15 protein-coding genes and 1 tRNA gene are annotated in these 16422 nt (G+C 56.9%); 15 read left to right on the forward strand and 1 reads right to left on the reverse strand.

The window, feature by feature from the left end; translation table 11 throughout:
* The 11 genes from J7394_RS19810 to J7394_RS19860 all read left to right on the forward strand — a co-directional run bounded on the left by J7394_RS19810 (position 1) and on the right by J7394_RS19860 (position 13154).
* Positions 1-1026: a GlxA family transcriptional regulator gene (locus J7394_RS19810; protein ID WP_209255666.1), complete on the forward strand. Its 1026-nt coding sequence runs from the start codon at positions 1-3 to the stop codon at positions 1024-1026.
* Positions 1023-2264 carry a sarcosine oxidase subunit beta family protein gene (locus J7394_RS19815; protein WP_209255668.1) on the forward strand — a complete coding sequence of 414 codons (1242 nt, stop codon included), beginning with the start codon at positions 1023-1025 and terminating at the stop codon, positions 2262-2264. The genes J7394_RS19810 and J7394_RS19815 overlap by 4 nt, the downstream gene beginning before the upstream one ends.
* Positions 2265-2276: 12 nt before the next feature.
* Positions 2277-2564: a sarcosine oxidase subunit delta gene (locus tag J7394_RS19820; RefSeq protein WP_209255670.1), complete on the forward strand. Its 288-nt coding sequence runs from the start codon at positions 2277-2279 to the stop codon at positions 2562-2564.
* The gene (locus tag J7394_RS19825) at positions 2561-5482 is read left to right on the forward strand and encodes a 2Fe-2S iron-sulfur cluster-binding protein (RefSeq protein ID WP_209255671.1); all 2922 of its coding nucleotides are present in this window, start codon (positions 2561-2563) and stop codon (positions 5480-5482) included. The genes J7394_RS19820 and J7394_RS19825 overlap by 4 nt, the downstream gene beginning before the upstream one ends.
* Positions 5479-6060 (forward strand): sarcosine oxidase subunit gamma, encoded by a 582-nt coding sequence (locus J7394_RS19830; protein WP_209255672.1) that lies wholly within the window; start codon positions 5479-5481, stop codon positions 6058-6060. Before J7394_RS19825 ends, J7394_RS19830 begins: the two co-directional genes overlap by 4 nt.
* Before the next feature lie 353 nt (positions 6061-6413).
* Positions 6414-6953, forward strand: coding sequence for a hypothetical protein (locus J7394_RS19835; RefSeq protein WP_209255673.1), 540 nt, complete (start codon positions 6414-6416; stop codon positions 6951-6953).
* A 302-nt stretch (positions 6954-7255) separates the two neighbouring features.
* Positions 7256-9010, forward strand: a complete 1755-nt coding sequence (locus J7394_RS19840; protein WP_209255674.1) for a tyrosine-type recombinase/integrase — start codon at positions 7256-7258, stop codon at positions 9008-9010.
* Positions 9007-10395 carry a hypothetical protein gene (locus tag J7394_RS19845; protein WP_209255675.1) on the forward strand — a complete coding sequence of 463 codons (1389 nt, stop codon included), beginning with the start codon at positions 9007-9009 and terminating at the stop codon, positions 10393-10395. The genes J7394_RS19840 and J7394_RS19845 overlap by 4 nt, the downstream gene beginning before the upstream one ends.
* A 284-nt stretch (positions 10396-10679) precedes the next feature.
* Complete coding sequence (locus tag J7394_RS19850) at positions 10680-11054, forward strand: hypothetical protein (RefSeq protein WP_209255676.1); 375 nt, start codon at positions 10680-10682, stop codon at positions 11052-11054.
* Positions 11055-11065: 11 nt separating this feature from the next.
* Positions 11066-11479, forward strand: coding sequence for a hypothetical protein (locus J7394_RS19855; protein WP_209255678.1), 414 nt, complete (start codon positions 11066-11068; stop codon positions 11477-11479).
* Positions 11480-12056: 577 nt separating this feature from the next.
* Positions 12057-13154 (forward strand): tyrosine-type recombinase/integrase, encoded by a 1098-nt coding sequence (locus J7394_RS19860; protein ID WP_209255680.1) that lies wholly within the window; start codon positions 12057-12059, stop codon positions 13152-13154.
* Positions 13155-13401: 247 nt separating this feature from the next.
* Here the strand turns inward: J7394_RS19860 and J7394_RS19865 are convergent.
* Positions 13402-13491, reverse strand: a tRNA-Ser gene (locus J7394_RS19865).
* A gap of 123 nt (positions 13492-13614) precedes the next feature.
* Here J7394_RS19865 and J7394_RS19870 point away from each other — a divergent pair.
* From J7394_RS19870 to rpmA, 4 genes are all read left to right on the forward strand, one after another.
* Entirely contained in the window at positions 13615-14457 is an 843-nt protein-coding gene (locus J7394_RS19870; RefSeq protein ID WP_209255682.1) for a DUF2059 domain-containing protein, read from the forward strand.
* A complete protein-coding gene (locus J7394_RS19875) occupies positions 14457-15257 on the forward strand; it encodes a DUF2059 domain-containing protein (RefSeq protein WP_209255684.1) in 801 nt (266 codons plus the stop codon). Before J7394_RS19870 ends, J7394_RS19875 begins: the two co-directional genes overlap by 1 nt.
* 219 nt (positions 15258-15476) lie before the next feature.
* On the forward strand, positions 15477-16088 hold the full coding sequence (locus J7394_RS19880; RefSeq protein WP_209255686.1) for a 50S ribosomal protein L21: 612 nt from the start codon (positions 15477-15479) through the stop codon (positions 16086-16088).
* 11 nt (positions 16089-16099) lie between these two features.
* The gene (gene rpmA / locus J7394_RS19885; protein WP_039535512.1) at positions 16100-16369 is read left to right on the forward strand and encodes a 50S ribosomal protein L27; all 270 of its coding nucleotides are present in this window, start codon (positions 16100-16102) and stop codon (positions 16367-16369) included.
* Positions 16370-16422: the final 53 nt, after the last annotated feature.

Below are 16422 nucleotides of genomic sequence, written 5' to 3' on the forward strand. Positions count from 1 at the left end.
ATGACGCAGCAGCAGAAAATATCCGTGAAAGGTTCGCAGCCAGCCAAGGTTGCATCCTCGCAGCGTTACATCTTTCTGTTGCTGCGCAGTTGTTCGGCTTTTGACGTTTGCGCCGCAGTAGAGGCGTTGAAGGACGCAAACCGCACCTCTGACGACATCGCTTATGACTGGGTTTTTGTCAGCGATGATGGGTCTCCGTGCCTCACGTCCGGCGGAATAGAATTGCCGGTTGAGTGCGATCTTTTTGATCTGAAACACCGCGATACGCTGTTGGTGTTCGGAGGCGAAGCATTTGCGCAGGCCGCCACACCGAAAGTGCTGAGCTGGTTGCGCAAACAGGCACGGATCGGTGTGACCATCGGAGGGATCAGTAGCGGGGTGCACACATTGCTTAAAGCAGGGGTGTTGCCGAACGAAGGGATCACCACGCATTGGAACTATCGCAGCGTCCTTCAGGAACAATTCGAAGACATCGACATTGGGCGTGCACTATATAGCCTGAACGGTAACAGGTTCACATGCGCGGGTGGGTTAGCGACAGTGGATCTGATGTTGCATCTGATTGCGCGCGACAATGGTGCAGAGACTGCAACCTGGGTCGCCGACAATCTGGTCTGTTCAGCCCCGCGAAGCGCATCGCAGGAACAAACGATCTCGCAATGCTCGCGGATCGGAGATCGCAACACCAAGGTATCCGAAGCGGTTGATATAATGCTGGACACGCTGGAAACGCCCATCAGCCCCAGTCAGATCGCAGACGAGGTTGGAATCTCGACACGCCAATTGGAGCGGCTGTTCAATCGCCATATGAACGTATCCCCCAAGGTCTATTACATGCGACTGCGGATAGAAAAAGCGCGCATGATGCTGTTGCAGACCAACCTGAAAACCATCGAGGTGGCGATCGCCTGTGGCTTCAATAGTCCCAGCCATTTCTCGAAAATCTATCGTAAGCATTTTGGCATGTCCCCGTACCGCGAACGCGGGTTTCACGGTGGTATGGACAACGAAAGATCCGAGCCATGAATTACAACGTCTTCAATCTGCTCTGGCAGGGCATCAAGGGCCATAACGGATGGCCGCAGGCCTGGCGCTCGCCCGAGCCGAAAACACGCTACGACGCGGTGATCGTGGGCGGCGGTGGCCATGGGCTTGCCACGGCTTACTACTTGGCGCGCGAGTATGGCATGACCAACATCGCTCTGTTGGAAAAGGGGTGGCTGGGCGGCGGCAATACTGGTCGCAACACAACCAACGTGCGATCGGACTACATGTTTCCCGAAAGCGCGGCCGTCTATGACATGGCTTTGCGGCTCTATGAAGGGCTGGGGAAGGATCTGAACTATAACATAATGCTCAGCCAGCGCGGATGGCTGACCCTGATACATGACCAGCACCAGATGGAGAGCGCCCGACACAAGGCCAACTGGCTGCAGTGCAACGGTGTCGATGGCGAGATCATCGGCGCTGACAAGGTGCGGGAAATGTTGCCCGGAATGGAGATGAATGGTCGATACCCGGTTCGTGGTGCCTTCCTGCAAAAACGCGGCGGCACCATTCGGCACGACGCTGTGGCTTGGGGTTATGCCCGCGCCGCTGATCGTTTGGGTGTCGATATTATCCAGAACTGCGAGGTGCAGGGCTTTGACATGGCCGACGGCAAAATCGTGGCCGTGAACACGTCCCGAGGACGGATTGAAACCGACCGTGTGGGCGTTGCCACCGCGGGCCACTCGGGCGTGATCGCCGAAATGGCCGGGTTTCGTCTGCCGATTACATCACATTGCCTGCAGGCCATGGTATCTGAGCCAGTGAAGCCATTCCTTAACCATGTGGTGATTTCACCGGGCACGGGTGTTTACATCAACCAGACCCAGAAAGGGGAGATGGTGATGGGTGGGGTGTTAGACCTCTACCATTCTTACGGCCAACGCGGCACCTTTCCGACAATCGAAAAGGTTATCACTTCAGCGGTCGAGATGTTCCCGACCTTCAGCCAGATGCGCCTGATGCGCCATTGGGCGGGGATCGTGGATATTTCACCGGATTCGTCGCCGATCCTTGGCCAGACTCCGGTTGAGAACATGTTCATCAACTGCGGCTGGGGAACCGGCGGTTTCAAGGCGATACCAGCAGGGGGATACTTGCTTGCCCATTGCATCGCCAAGGGCTCTCCGCATGAGCTTGCTGCACCGTTTGGCCTCAACCGCTTCCGCGAGAACCGTCTGATCGACGAGGGCGCGGCGGCTGGTATCGCGCACTGAGGGGTAAGAGAAATGATCGTTATCACATGCCCGTATTGCCAGGAAATCCGCCACGAGGAAGAGCTGACCTATGGTGGCGAGGCCGAAATTATCCGCCCACTTGAGCCTGAAAAAGCGAGCGACGACGAATGGACCGAATACCTCTATTTCCGCACCAATCCCAAGGGTGTGCATCAGGAACAATGGTGTTGCTCGGGTGGGTGCGGACAATGGTTCAAAGTCGCCCGTGACACAGTGAGCCACGAGGTTCTTGAAGTCACGACTTTCAACATGAAACTCAAAACCGGAGGTCCGGCGTGAGCGGTTTTCGTTTGGAAAATGGCGGGCGGATCGACCGCTCGCACCCCTTTCGGTTTACTTATAACGGCCGGTCTCTCAGTGGTTTCGCAGGTGATACGCTGGCCTCGGCGCTCTTGGCCAACGGAAGCGGTATCATAGGGCGTAGTTTCAAATATCACCGCCCCCGCGGGATATATGCTGCCGGTGTTGAGGACCCGAATGCCATGCTGGCTGTGCGCGATGCGCATGGTTATGAGCCGGGCCTGCGGGCAGGCCAGGTCGCCCTGGTCGATGGTCTCGAAGCCAAGTCGGTCACGGGTTGGCCGTCGCCCGACTTTGATCTTGTCGCCTCATTCACGCGATTTGCCGCGCCGTTTATGACGGCAGGTTTTTATTACAAAACACTCAAGTGGCCGAATTGGAGTTGGTACGAAGAAGCCATCCGAAAGGCAGCCGGTTTCGGTCTGCCCGACGGAGCGGTTGACGGCCGTTTGCGCGAATACCGCCATGCGACATGTGATGTGCTGGTGATCGGAGCAGGCCCTGCCGGCCTTGCCGCTGTCAGGGCCCTGAAAGGTTCGGGCCGCGATGTCGTGCTTGTCGATCACGCCAACGCTGCAGGCGGCGCGCTGCGTTGGGAAGATGCCGATGTTGACGGGCAAAGCGGCATGGACTGGGCCGACGGCGTGGTTTCCGACTTTACGGCCGAGGGCGGAACGTTGCTTCTCAATACCTTCGTGACGGGGGCCTATGAGGGAAACTTCTTTACCATGGTCGAAAGCCTTGTTGACGAAGGCGGTCTGAAGGGTGAACGCATTTGGAAGCTCAAAGCCGAGCATGTCATTCTGGCTACAGGGTCTGTGGATCGTCCGCTGGTTTACCAGAACAACGACCGCCCGGGCACGTTGCTATCGTCTTCTGTTCGTCAATTCATCGGTGAATATGGCGTGGCTGCAGGTCAACAGTTGGTGATTTTCACGAACAATGACAGCGGGTATCTGACGGCTTTGAAGGTGGCCCGGGCGGGGCTGAGCGCTCCGCATATTATTGATACCAGGCAAGCGCCGTCCGAGGCCCATGTCGAGGCCGCGAGAGCGGCGGGATCGCGGGTGCATCTCGGGGCTCATGTCTCAAACGTGACCGGTGGCAAACACGTCAAGGCAGTTGCGGTTTCAGGCGAAAGTGGCCAGCAGGTTAGCTTGCCGTGTGACGCCATTGCTTTGGCAGGCGGCTCTACCCCCGTCGTCCATCTGGCAGCGCACCGTGGTTCAAAGCCGGTCTACGACGAGGCATCTGCATCCTTCGTTTGCCCAACCCTGCCACGCAGATGGTACAGTGCTGGGGCTGTAACCGGTGCGCGTAATCTGGCCGAGGTGCTCGCGCAAGGCCACGAGGCGGCGCAGACGATTGCGAATACTGGTGCAGATGTTCCGCAATCGGAAGTTATGCTGGGCATGGGGGGTGTCGCCGCCATGTGGCAGGCGCCCACCGGCAATCCGAAGAATATGTTCGTCGATCTGCAAAACGACGTGAAAGCGTCAGATATCAAACTGGCCGCACGTGAAAACTATGTCTCGGTCGAGCATCTGAAACGCTACACCACGTTGGGGATGGGAACAGATCAGGGACGCACGTCCAACATCAACGGTCTGGCCATAATGGCAGATGCAACAGGTCGCGATATCGGAGTGGTCGGCACCACGACCTTCCGCCCGCCCTATACGGCGACGCGAATGGGCGCGATTGCACATCATCGGCAAATGGATGGCTACGCCCCGCGTCGCTTGATGCCTGCGCATCAGGACCATGTTGCACACGGTGCCAAGTTTGAGGACTTCGGCTGGCAACGCCCCGATTGGTATGGCTGCAATGGGACTGACCGTGAGGCGGCCATCAAAGTTGAGATGAAAGCTGTGCGAGGCGCGGTAGGTGTGTTTGATGCCTCTCCCCTCGGCAAGATCGAAGTCGCAGGCCCAGATGCACGGGCGTTCATCAACAAGTTCTATGTCTCCAACCTCACCACCCTGAAAACGGGGCGGGTGCGCTATTCGGTGATGTGCCATGACGACGGGATCATTTTTGACGACGGGGTTGTGGCCTGCATCGACGATAATCTGTTCCTCGCCGGACCGACCTCAGGCAATGCCGAATCCGTTGCCGCATGGTTCGAACGCTGGCGTCAAACCGAATGGCCGGACATGCAGGTGGCGATTGCACCGGTGACGTCAAACTGGGCCGCGATTGCTCTGGCCGGACCCAAAGCGCGCGATCTGTTGGCAAAGCTCTCACCTGATTTCGACATCTCGAAAGACGCTTTCCCGCACATGCATTATCGCGAGGGCAACATTGCCGGTGTTCCGGCCCGCGTCGCACGTGTCTCGTTCACAGGTGAGCTGCAGTACGAAGTCTCCGTACCGGCCCGATACGGTCAAGCACTGATGCAGGCCGCGATGCGTGAAGGCGACGCCATGGGCGCAAAACGTATCGGAATGGAAGCATGGCTCCGCTTGCGTCTGGAGAAAGGCTATCTGCATCTTGGGTCTGACACCAACGGACGCACAACGCCCTTGGATATCGGCATGGGCGGAGTTGTCGCCAAGAAGCAGGCCGATTTCCTTGGCAAGCGTGCCCTGTCACTCCCCTATAATGCCTCTGGGAGGCGTGAAGAACTTGTTGGTCTCAAACCGATCGACGCTCCGATCCAGATTGGGGGCCGCATTTTGGCAGATGGGTACGACAGCGTTCCATGCCCAACCATCGGCAATGTCACCTCGGCATGTGACAGCCCGGATGCAGGCAATATCGCTATGGCGCTGATCGAACGGGGCGCATCGCGCATTGGTGAAAGGGTGAATATCTATGCCGAGGGCAGCATCTCGGAGGCCAAGATCTGCGTGCCCGTCTTTGTCGACCCGAAAAACGAAAGGTTGCACGTATGATGTTGGACACCATTTCCCCGCTGGGTGGTGATTTTGGATCCACCAATGCACTTGCCTCAATCCCTTGGGTCACAGCGTCCGAGCGCCGTGATTTGGGTGCAGTGCTGATCACCTGCGCCGCCCCAAGCCCGGAACGCATCAAAAGTATCGGGTTAGCCATTGGGTGTTCACTTCCGCGCTCTCACGGATTGGTCGTAGAGTGCGATGGAAAGCGTGCGATCTGGCTGACGCCGCGATCTTGGTTGGTGCTTTGCGAGACGGATGACGAAGCGCGGTTGCTCAGGTCCATTGCGTCGAATTTCCCGGATCGATCCGCGCACGCAAGTCGATATTCGGATGCACTGTGTTGGCTGTCTCTGGAAGGCGCAAAGGCTGAAGAGCTTCTCAATCAGGGCTGTTTCCTGAGCTTCTCACAAGGTGGCCTTCCCGTGGGCAATTCCAAGCGCACACCAGTCGCGGGCATTTCAGCCGTGATCCTTCGGGAAGCCGAAACCGTTTGGACCATTGGTGTGGAACGCAGCCGTGCAAGTTACTTTGTTGAGTGGCTGGAAGGCTTGACCCTGTCAGGAGGAGAATAACCAATAACCCGCGCCATTATGGATCTGAAGGTGCAGACGCCACCGCTGGCCTGATGTGCCATTGTAGGTTTGCAAACAACCTAAATCGAGGCGTCTTTGGAAGTGATCAGTAACTTGGCAAATTTTTCCTTACGAAGGCCTGCCCGCCATCGACGTTCACGTTGCCTGGGACCGTGGTACTCGGGATCGAACGTCCGCTCATTGAATGTTTGGCATCCTATTCCGCTGCCGCAGCGAACTTCCGCTTTCCGCCCGTTCCGCCGATGATTCCTGACATTTGGCACTCATGCGGACAAACCCATTTCGAGAAAACGCCTCTGAGCCCATGTCCTCTCCAGAATCCTGGAGAAACGATGAAAAACACTGAAAAACCTTTGCAAAAAACCGATCTTGCATCCGTCGCGGAACTCAGCGCTTTTTTTCGGGTCGATAGATCTGCCGTTCCAAGCCTGATGGGACGAATGGGTGTATCCAAGAGAGGTTCCAGTTTCCCTTGGCCCAGGATTTGGATAATGCTCGGGATCGACCTCGGTTCTGTGCAGGATCTTGGTGCTTTGAAACAGCCTCTTATGGAACTGAAGGACGTCGCAGCGATGCTGGGGGAGAGCGCGAAGACAACGCGCCGGCGCAGCAACGGTGAGCACCGGGACAAGACCATCTCTGCCTATATCGATCTTGGCCCGCGGAAGCGCCTGTTCTTCCCGGCGGAAATCCAATCTTGGATCCTGGGTGAACCAGTGCCATTCGACCGCAGGCAGGAAAGCCTATCCTTCGTTCCTGACAAGGTGAAGAAGGGTAAATACTCGCCGAAGACAAACAATGTTCCTCAGACCGCACCGTCACCGGTGCAGTCTGCTGCCAGCCTGTTCATGGCACCGCCCAGGCCCAACTGATCCAAACCCGGGTTTTCGGATACGTCCCTCGGGACCTACCTCCTTTCTGCACCCGGAAAGGAGGTTTTCTTTTGTCTGTAAGCAGGGTGCCGCCATGCCCAATTTATCAGCAACACTCCCGCGAAAATGACAACTGGGCAGGAAATTGGCCGAACAACGGACGGATGACAGGCCGAGCGGACAAAATGACAAACACTCCCGAAGTTTCGGCTCAGGTAAGTGCGGGATTATTTGTCATTTCGGGCTTCGGTTTTGGGAATAACGGCCAATTTGTCATTTAGCGGACAAGAAAAGAGGCCTTCATGAGCTTTTTCAAACCTATCGCGCCGATGACCATGCAGGACGTCCTGGAGTGGACCATCGCGCATAACAAAGATGACTACGTCAACCCGGTGAAGAAATGCGAGGAGCGGTATGATCACCGTGCCCTCAGCGACATCCCCGCCGATCTCGATGACTTCCACAAGCGCTTCCCGCTGAAGGGTTACAAGCCCGGCCTTGGCCGGACGGAAGAGGCCTACAAGGCCTGGCGGCGCAAGGTGCAGGCCGCAATAAAAGGGGCAAGTGGACAATTGGCTGAAGAGCAAGAGCGGCGGGCACGGCAGGATGCCTGGGCTGACCTGATCGATGCCCTGGAGCCACTGACCGGGATGCCCGAGGAGGCGATGTACCCGCACCAAGTGCTAATCCCGATCCGGAAACTCGCCGACTTAGCCCGGCAGCACGGCAAGGAGCCCAGCCACGTGTCGCAGGAGTGGCTCACAACGCTCCGTTCTCAGGTCAGCGCTAATGAATGGGCGTCACTGCAGAACGCGCTGTGCCGCCTGAACCATTTCCGATACCTGTCTTCGGTCCAATCTCTGCTTCCGGCGGAGCCGTTTACCGAGCCGAAGGTCCTGCGAGACAATGTTTTGCCCGGCGTACCGGACCATATCTCTGAAGAAATCAAGGAATGGGTGGAGACGTCAACACGAGGCGAATATGACCCGGTTGAGGAAAGATACGAGCAGGGGACCTCTGAGGCTGATATTGCGCAAAAGACAGCCGCACTGCGCAAGTTTGTCAGTACGCTTTCCGAGTGCATACCCATCAGTACGGACCAGCAGCTGCGCGACCTGCTCACTCCTGACAATGCAACACTCGTCGTCCGCAAATGGACGATCAACACGGATGGGCACGGCAAGATCACCGCGCGCACAGCACATGACTATCTTAAGGCCATTCGCGTCGTTATGGCACGCAACGGATTGTCTCCTGACAAGCTGAAAGAGCATCTGAAAACGAACCGGTTTCTCAGAGAAGGAAAAGAGCAGGGGAAGAAAATGTCCACACGCGCGCGGACCTTCTGTGAGACCCTGCTGGGATCTCAGAAACGGACCCTGACCTTCCTTTCCCTGCACGTGCAGCTTCGCAATACGACCGAGAATCTCCTGGCAGAATACACGGCATGTTGCCGGAATTTGCCCCAGCGCGAGATGGAAAAAGTGCGAGCCCTGGGCTCTGTCGCCGCAATCTGCGCGCTCGAGACCCGTGGCGCGCCCCTCCGCATCGACAACGCATTGAGCCTGCGCTTCCGTGGCAATGACATCACTTTCCACCTGCCGACCGCAATGACCGATCACGCGACGATCACGCTGTCGCCGGAGCACACCAAGAACGACAACGAGGTCTGGGCGCCAATCGAGCGCGGAAACCTGAATGGCCTCGAAGTGATCGAATGGTACATGGAGAAGATCCGGCCGCTGTACCCACACGCTGATGCAAGCGACTTCCTGTTCCCTGGGATCGAGGCGTCGAGGCATCTGCCATACGAGACCTTCCTCGGATGGTTCAAGCGCGAGACCCGCGACGCTGGTCTGCCGATGACGCCGCACAACTTCCGACACGGGTTGGCTTCGCTGCTGATCGAAGCCAATCCAGGCAGATGGGACCTGCTCGAGCGGCTGCTCGACGATACCGTCGGTACAGCCCGCAGGAACTACGGCTGGGTAAACAAACGCACACAGCGCTCCGAGGTGCAGAAATACGTACTCGATCTGACGAGGCTGAAGGCATGATAAAACCCGATCGCCGTACCGTTGATGAAATCCTGCAGCACCCGCGCTGGGATCCATTGATCGCAACGCTGAACACGGATTCCGTGACCGCGCCGCAGATGCGAATCCTCGACAAATTCCTGGCCTTTATTGAAGACCGGCAGATCGCATCGATCTGGGAGCTGAATGTTTCCGAATGTCTGTCTTTCGATGCGGGCTACCAATCTGCCAACCGCCTGCGCGCCCTGAAGCGTGCGATGCAGGCGGTGTTCCCCGGCCAGCCGGCCATCCTGGTTCTGACTGACGCGATCCGCGAGACGGAGGCCGCGAACCGAAAGCCAGGGGCTGCAAAGCCGCGAATGCGCGCGCTCAAGGTGTCCGTTCCGGCAGACGAGTTGCCGCGGCATTGGACAGACGCCCTGGCCGAATTGGAAGCCGGATTCGACCGGGGCGGCGTCATCGCGCCGTCGCCCGAGATGATCCCGACGTACCGGATGAAGCTGCGTCAGCTGGCGTATTCGGCCCGGAAGGCAGGCGTGATGGAAGGCTTTTCGACCGACGCAATTAAAGCTTACGCCCGAGACATGCGTGGGCGCGGCCTCGCCGCTGCGACACAGCTGGCCTCTTTCTCAGCCTTGAAAAAATCTGCCAGATATGTCGGCACCGATCCGGAGGTGCTGGAGCTGCTCTCCGAGCTGCTTCGCAAGGCGGAGGAGCGGGCGCGCAAGGCTCCGAAGAATAAATATGAAAAACTGCAGAAAACCGGCTACTCGCCGGTGGCGATCATCGACCGGGCGGATGACCTGCTGAAAGAAGCAACAACGTTGACCTGTCCGCAGTCGCAGCAAGCTGCCAGAAACACCGCGGCCGCTCTTGCGCTGTTTTCCGTGCTGCCGGTTCGGCTGGCGGATACGCGGCTCGTTTTGGGCGAGCACGTTTACTGGCGCGACGGGGTCTACGCGTTGCATGTGACGTTGTCGAAGAACGGCGGGACTTACGATGCGCAGATCGATCCGCGTCTGAACTGCTTCATTGATGCCCTGATCCTGCGCGGCTGTGACGAGGCCTGGCTCGATCAGATGCGGGAAGATTGCCAGAAAACCAAACGGCCGCTGTTCATCCGCAATGACGGAGAAGCGGTCGGATACAATTATGTCTCCGATTGCTGGCGCCGGGTTTATGAAACCGGCGAACACATCGCGCGCACCATTCTGCACACGTTTCTCGGAGTGGAGCGCGGTATTGCGGGAACCGACATGGCGATGGCGGCCTGCGGCCAGACATCGCCGGCCACCGCGGCGAAGAATCAGGCTGAGATGGTCGGAAAGGCCCGGCGCCTGCAAGGTCAGAAGTCCCTGGCGGGCCTCGTCGACGACACCCACATGAAGCTCTTCGAGTTCATCTAAGGCTGTGCAGGATGCCGGTTTCCATCCCTGCGCGCCGAGCGCGTTGATCGAGGCTCAAGGCGATGACGGAGGGGCAAACAGAGGCGTGACCGGTGAACCGTCAAGGATTGCAGAGTGCTTCCATCTTTCTGTCTGTCTTTCTGCTTCTTTGTGAGCAGTAAGACAGACAGAAAAGCTGGAGCTCAAAGAAGAAATGAACCGAAACCCCGCACGAGGTTAAAGGAGGATCCCCCGCTCGTGTGCTTGTCGTCCGCTGGGGGCGGCATAACAAAGGGAATATCCCCATGACAACGTCCAAATCTCTGACACTCCTGCGCGAGTTCCTCGCCGCCCACGATCTGGATCTGCAGCACGGCGTGTTAATCCTCGGCGGATCCTCCGCGCTCATGCGGCTGCAGAGGCTGCGCGCCTCTGTCGCCACGGCAGACACATTCACAAGCGGTCACCGCCGGGGAATGATGTGGCTGAAGGGTCTGCTGGGCCTCGAACATGTCGCAGACATCAACAGCGAAGAAAGCGGGTGCTTTGCCGATCTCTCGCCCGAAGATCCCGCCGTCCCGACTCTCTGCCTTCTGTACGAACGTCTCGACGAAACGCTGGCGAGGATCGATGCCGTAGGCGACCGTGATGTTGCGCAAGATCTCGATGCCGCGGCCTGAGGAGCAGACGAATGAGCTATACATACATTCGTCGCGAGCAATCGCTCGAAGAACTCGCGGCCTGCGTCATATCCGACGCCGCCGCATTCGCGCACATCTGCGCCTGGCGTCTCCCGGCCCCCAAGGGGCCGGAGCGACGCGTGTTCCTTCACATGATCAACCGGCTGGAACGCGGCGACGTTCTCGACGCCCGCGATGACGACTGCATCGAAGCGGTGGGACAAGATCTCGTCGCCGCTGTCAACGCACTGTTACCAGGATACGGGGATTTCGTGCTGCAGTCCAATGACTACGGCGAGCCACCCATTGATCCGGATCTGGCATGGTATCGCAGCCAGATATTGCTGTTCAGTCGGTTCCGATACTGTCGCAATCGGCTGAGAGCACGTCTGGCGGCGCGGTCACTGGTCGGATCCGCTGACTGAGGCAGGGGTGGGGGCATGATTATGTCCCTATCGCCCGTATCAGCCCAAAACAAACGATCAAGACGCTCAATTAGGCCCTTTGGCGCCAATACCAGTCCGTTCAAAGGCGCTTGAATATTCCGCTGACAAAATTGGCCAGCGGCAAAAAGGTGCATCTTTAAATTCTAAGGTTGAAAAAATCTTCTTCCTTAAAAACGCAAGAAAACAATGTGTTGAGTGAAAAAGAATGCTGACGATCCCACTGGCAATCCACTGACGATCCGTCAGTCAAACCTGTTTCTCGGCAATCGCTGACGAACTGACTTCCCGGCTACGAAAACTCAAACCCGTACCGGAACAGTCCTATGACCAATCAAACCAATCAAACCAAAATTTCGGTTTCCGAGGAAACGGCCAATGTCCTCGAAACGATGAAACCGAGGCTCAGGTCGTCGGCTGTCGCAAAGCTCTCTGGATTGTCGAAAAGGGCAATCACGCAGCATGCGGCAAACGACAACATTCCTGGTGCCGCCAAACATGGCGGTGTCTGGACGTTTGATCACGACCTGGCCCTACTATGGATAAATGAGGGCAGCAAATGTCTAACAAAGAAGAAAAACCAAAAAACATCTTCAAGCCGAACAACAGCAAGTATTGGTGGCTCCGGGTCAAGATCCACGGCGTCACCCACCGAGAGTCGCTTCGCACAACTTCTCAAAGAGTCGCGGAGAAAAAAGCCAAAGGCCGCATAAAGGAGCTGAGAGGGCTGGATGAGGCTGGTGAGTTGGATTGGAGCTTTGGTGCGGGCCTTGCCAAATTCTATGACGTATTGGGTTTGGAAAGCAGCTCGTGGGGTGCTGAGACGCGTAAACGCTATCGGTGCAGTCTGCGCCAGATCCTGGGCGTTATCGACGGGTACTGCGAGGACATTGGTTGTAACATCGAAGATTTGATGTCAGCCGAAATTACGACAGCCGTTGTGTCGGAATTCGTATCACGTAGGCGTGCAAAAGGGGTGACGGTGTCCACCATCAATCGGGATCTGACGGCATTCACAAATCTCATGAAGTCGATCAAAAATGACGGATGGATCGACGTGAATCCCGTCCAGCTTTATGAGAAGCAGGGGATGAAGGAAGTTTTGCCAGATATCGTGCTGCCAACTGAGCAAGGCATCCAGAAGCTGTCTGCGCGAGCTCCCGGCACTCTGCATTTTTTTCCAAACTTCCTCGATGCCACCGGCGGACGCGTGACTGAGATGGCGATGCTACAATGGCCAGACATCTCTGGCATGGAAACTCCGATAGAAGGCAATGTGCAGGCAGTCCTGAGAAATACAAAAGGAGGAAAGGTCCGCACTATCGACCTGCGTCAGGAGGCCATCGACATTCTGATGAAAATTCCACGCTCAAATGCATCTCCTTATGTGTTCTGGAATTCGACCGACCACGGTTTCTACAAAGATCCTTCGAACCTGTTCTGGGAGTATGGTCAGGAGACCGGATTTGGGGCGCGTCTTCACGATCTTCGGCACAAGTTCGCAATCGAACGCCTCAAGGAAGGGTGGTCGATCTACAAAGTCCAGAAGTACATTGGCCATGGTTCTCTGCTGACAACAGAGCGCTACTACCTGAGGTATCTGACGCAGGAAGAAATCTCCCGGGCTCAGGCCGATGGTGACAACGGCTTTCGCTGAAGCTCCTCAACAAAGCAAAATTCAAAGGGGATCCTGCAGACGCAGGATCCCCTTTTTCGTTTGCCTATATGGGTGTGAAGAAGTGCCAAAGGTGACATAGCTGTCGTCCGAGGGGGGGCATAGTCGGCAGTGTCGGAAGGCCCAAAAGGGGTCATAGTATGACACCTTTGGTCGAAAACACCGACAAAAACAGAAAGCACACTACGCCCCGCAATGCGTGAATTATCTTTTAATTTCAGGGTAATAGTGGCGGAGAGACAGGGATTCGAACCCTGGGTGGGCTTGCACCCACAACGGTTTTCGAGACCGCCCCGTTCGACCACTCCGGCACCTCTCCGCGGGGGTCTGTGAGGGGGGGATTTAGTGAGGAACGCGCAGGGGTGCAAGCAGAAAATTCCCAGAAATCACATTCCTTGGATTTTCCATTGCCTGCCGCAACAAAACACCTAGGCTGATAGTCATGAAAAATCGAGTTGAGCGTTCTGTTTTCCCATTGCTCGCGCTGCTTGTCGCGCTTGTTTTGGTCCCTGTTTCTTCGGCTGCGGCCAATCGCGACCGGATCGAAGCCTTCCTCAATACCACCGGGTTTGATGTGGCGCTGGAGAGTATCGCGCTGGCGTCAGGCTCCGCCCCTGAAATGCTGGGCATCGATCCCGATGGATTCGGATCAGACTGGACCCGCCTCACCGAAGAGGTATTCGATACCCAGCTTATGCATGAAACGGCGGTCTCGATTCTCGAAGAGACGCTGAGCGATGAGGCGCTGGCCCATGCGGTGGAGTTCTATGCCTCGGATCTGGGGCAAAGGCTGGTTGAGGTCGAAAACGCGGCGCATCTGAATGACGATGAAGAGGCCAAACAGCAGGAGGGGCAGGAAATCGTGGCTGGCCTCGTGCAGGATGGCTCGCCCCGGGTGGAACAGCTCAAGCGGATGAACAATGCGATTGATGCCAGCGGGACGTCGTTGCGTGCCCTGCAGGAGATCCAATTGCGGTTTCTTCTGGCGGCCAGCGCGTCTGGCGTGATTGATCTGCAATTGGACGCGGATGAACTGCGGTTGATGCTTCGGCAGAACGAGGCCGGGATGCGCCAAGCCTTGCAGCTCTCGGCGCTAGCCGGGGCGGCCTATACCTATCAGGATTTCTCGGACGAAGAGGTCGAGGCCTATGCCGAAGCGCTTGAACAGCCATTGATGCAAGAGGTCTACGAGCTTTTGAACGCGATCCAATATGAAATCATGGCCATGCGGTTTGAGGTTCTGGCTGTCCGCATGGCTGACCTTCATCCGGCTCAGGATATCTGATGCGTCTAGCACTTGCCTTAGTAGTGACGATTCTCTGCGCACTGCCAGCTGTCGCGAATGAACGGGCCAATCGGCTGGCGCATGCCATGAAGCTGGATCAGGTTGTGGGAATTCTGATCGACGAAGGCATGGTCCATCAGCAGGAACTCGAAGAAAGCCTGTTGGACGGTGACGGAGGCCCTTTGTTTCACGATCAGGTTCAGGAGATCTACAACCACTCCTGGATGAAGTCCCGTCTGACCGAAGCCTTCGCCGAGGGCATGACGAAGGAGCAGATGGATCAGGCAATCGTCTTCTTCGAAAGCGATCTGGGGCAGACGATCGTAACTTTGGAGAACTCGGCCCGCAAAGCCTTTGCCGATGAGGCGATCGAAGAAATGGCGAACGAGGCCTATGAGGGCACCAAACCCGACTCGCCCCGGTTCGAACTGGTCGAGGAATACATTCGCGCGAACGACCTGATTGACCAGAACGTCCAAGGCTCGCTGAGTTCGGACTACAACTTTTTCCTGGGTCTCTATGGGGACAGTCTGGCCGAATACGAAGAGGTTCTGGATGGGTTACTGGCGCAGAAAGACACCGTGACGGAAGAGACGACGATGTGGTTGTACTCCTTTCTGCTTCTGGCCTATCAGCCACTGGACGAGGTCGAGATGCGCGAGAATATTGCGTTTTCCAGAACCGAGACCGGGCAGGCCTTGAACGCGGCCCTGTTCAAAGGGTTTGACGAGATGTTTGATGGGATCTCGTACCGTCTGGGTGCGGCGGTGGCGCAGGTTTGGCAATCCTCTGATCTCTGACCAGTCTTGGGTGTTGACTTTGCCTTTCATTATGTGGATAAGCGCGCATCCCGGCCGGTTCTCCGCGCCGGGTGTCGTTATTATATGACCCTTTGAAACTTCACGGGGTCTTCCACACAGCCCAAACAGGGCGCGCTGTTCGAGGTGGCTTTCAAGTTTCTTGGGGCCAAAAACGCCCGGTAGGGGACCACAGAACGCGGGTTAGAAAAGGAAAGACGCATGTTTGCGGTCCTCAAGACTGGCGGCAAGCAGTACAAGGTTCAGGCGGGCGACGTGCTCCGCGTTGAAAAACTGGCTGCAGACGCAGGTGAAAAAGTTCAATTCAACGATGTTCTGATGCTGGGCGGCGACGCTCCGGTTGTTGGCGCACCTTTCGTTGAAGGCGCAGGCGTACAGGCCGAAGTGATCGAACAGATCAAAGGTGACAAGGTCATCAAATTCGTCAAGCGCCGTCGTAAGCACAGCTCGAAGCGTACTGTTGGCCACCGTCAGAAGCTGACTCTGGTCAAAATCACCGACATCCTGTCGTCGGGCGCTGACAAGTCGGGCATCAAAGCTGCAACCGGATCGGCTCCGGCTGGCGAAGCGGCACCTGCTGCAAAGCCTGCCAAGAAAGCAGAAGCCAAAGCAGAGGCACCCGCCGCTGCTGCCGCTGACGATCTGACCAAGCTGAACGGTGTTGGCCCTGCAGCTGCCAAAAAGCTGAACGAGGCCGGTATCGAGAGCTTTGCCGCTCTGGCCGCCTTGTCGGACGAGCAGATTGCTGCTATCGACACCATCAAAGTGAAGCCCGAATGGGTTGAGCAAGCCAAAGAGCTGGCTCAAGGCTAAGGAGAGAGAGAATGGCACATAAAAAAGCTGGCGGTTCCTCCCGTAACGGTCGCGACTCAGCTGGTCGTCGCCTTGGCGTGAAACTGTATGGTGGCCAGGCGGCCATCGCAGGCAACATCATCGTACGTCAGCGCGGCACCAAGTTCTGGCCGGGCGAAGGCGTCGGCATGGGCAAAGACCACACAATCTTTGCAACCACCGATGGCGCCGTAAAGTTCCACAAGGGACTCAAAAACCGCACTTTCATTTCGGTCCTGCCAGTGGCGGAGGCCGCAGAGTAAGCCGAAACCCAGAAGGTTTAAAAAAAATTCATGGGGGACCGGCAGAAAATGCC

The sequence above is a fragment of the Ruegeria sp. R13_0 genome, assembly GCF_017743995.1.
Taxonomy (GTDB): domain Bacteria; phylum Pseudomonadota; class Alphaproteobacteria; order Rhodobacterales; family Rhodobacteraceae; genus Ruegeria.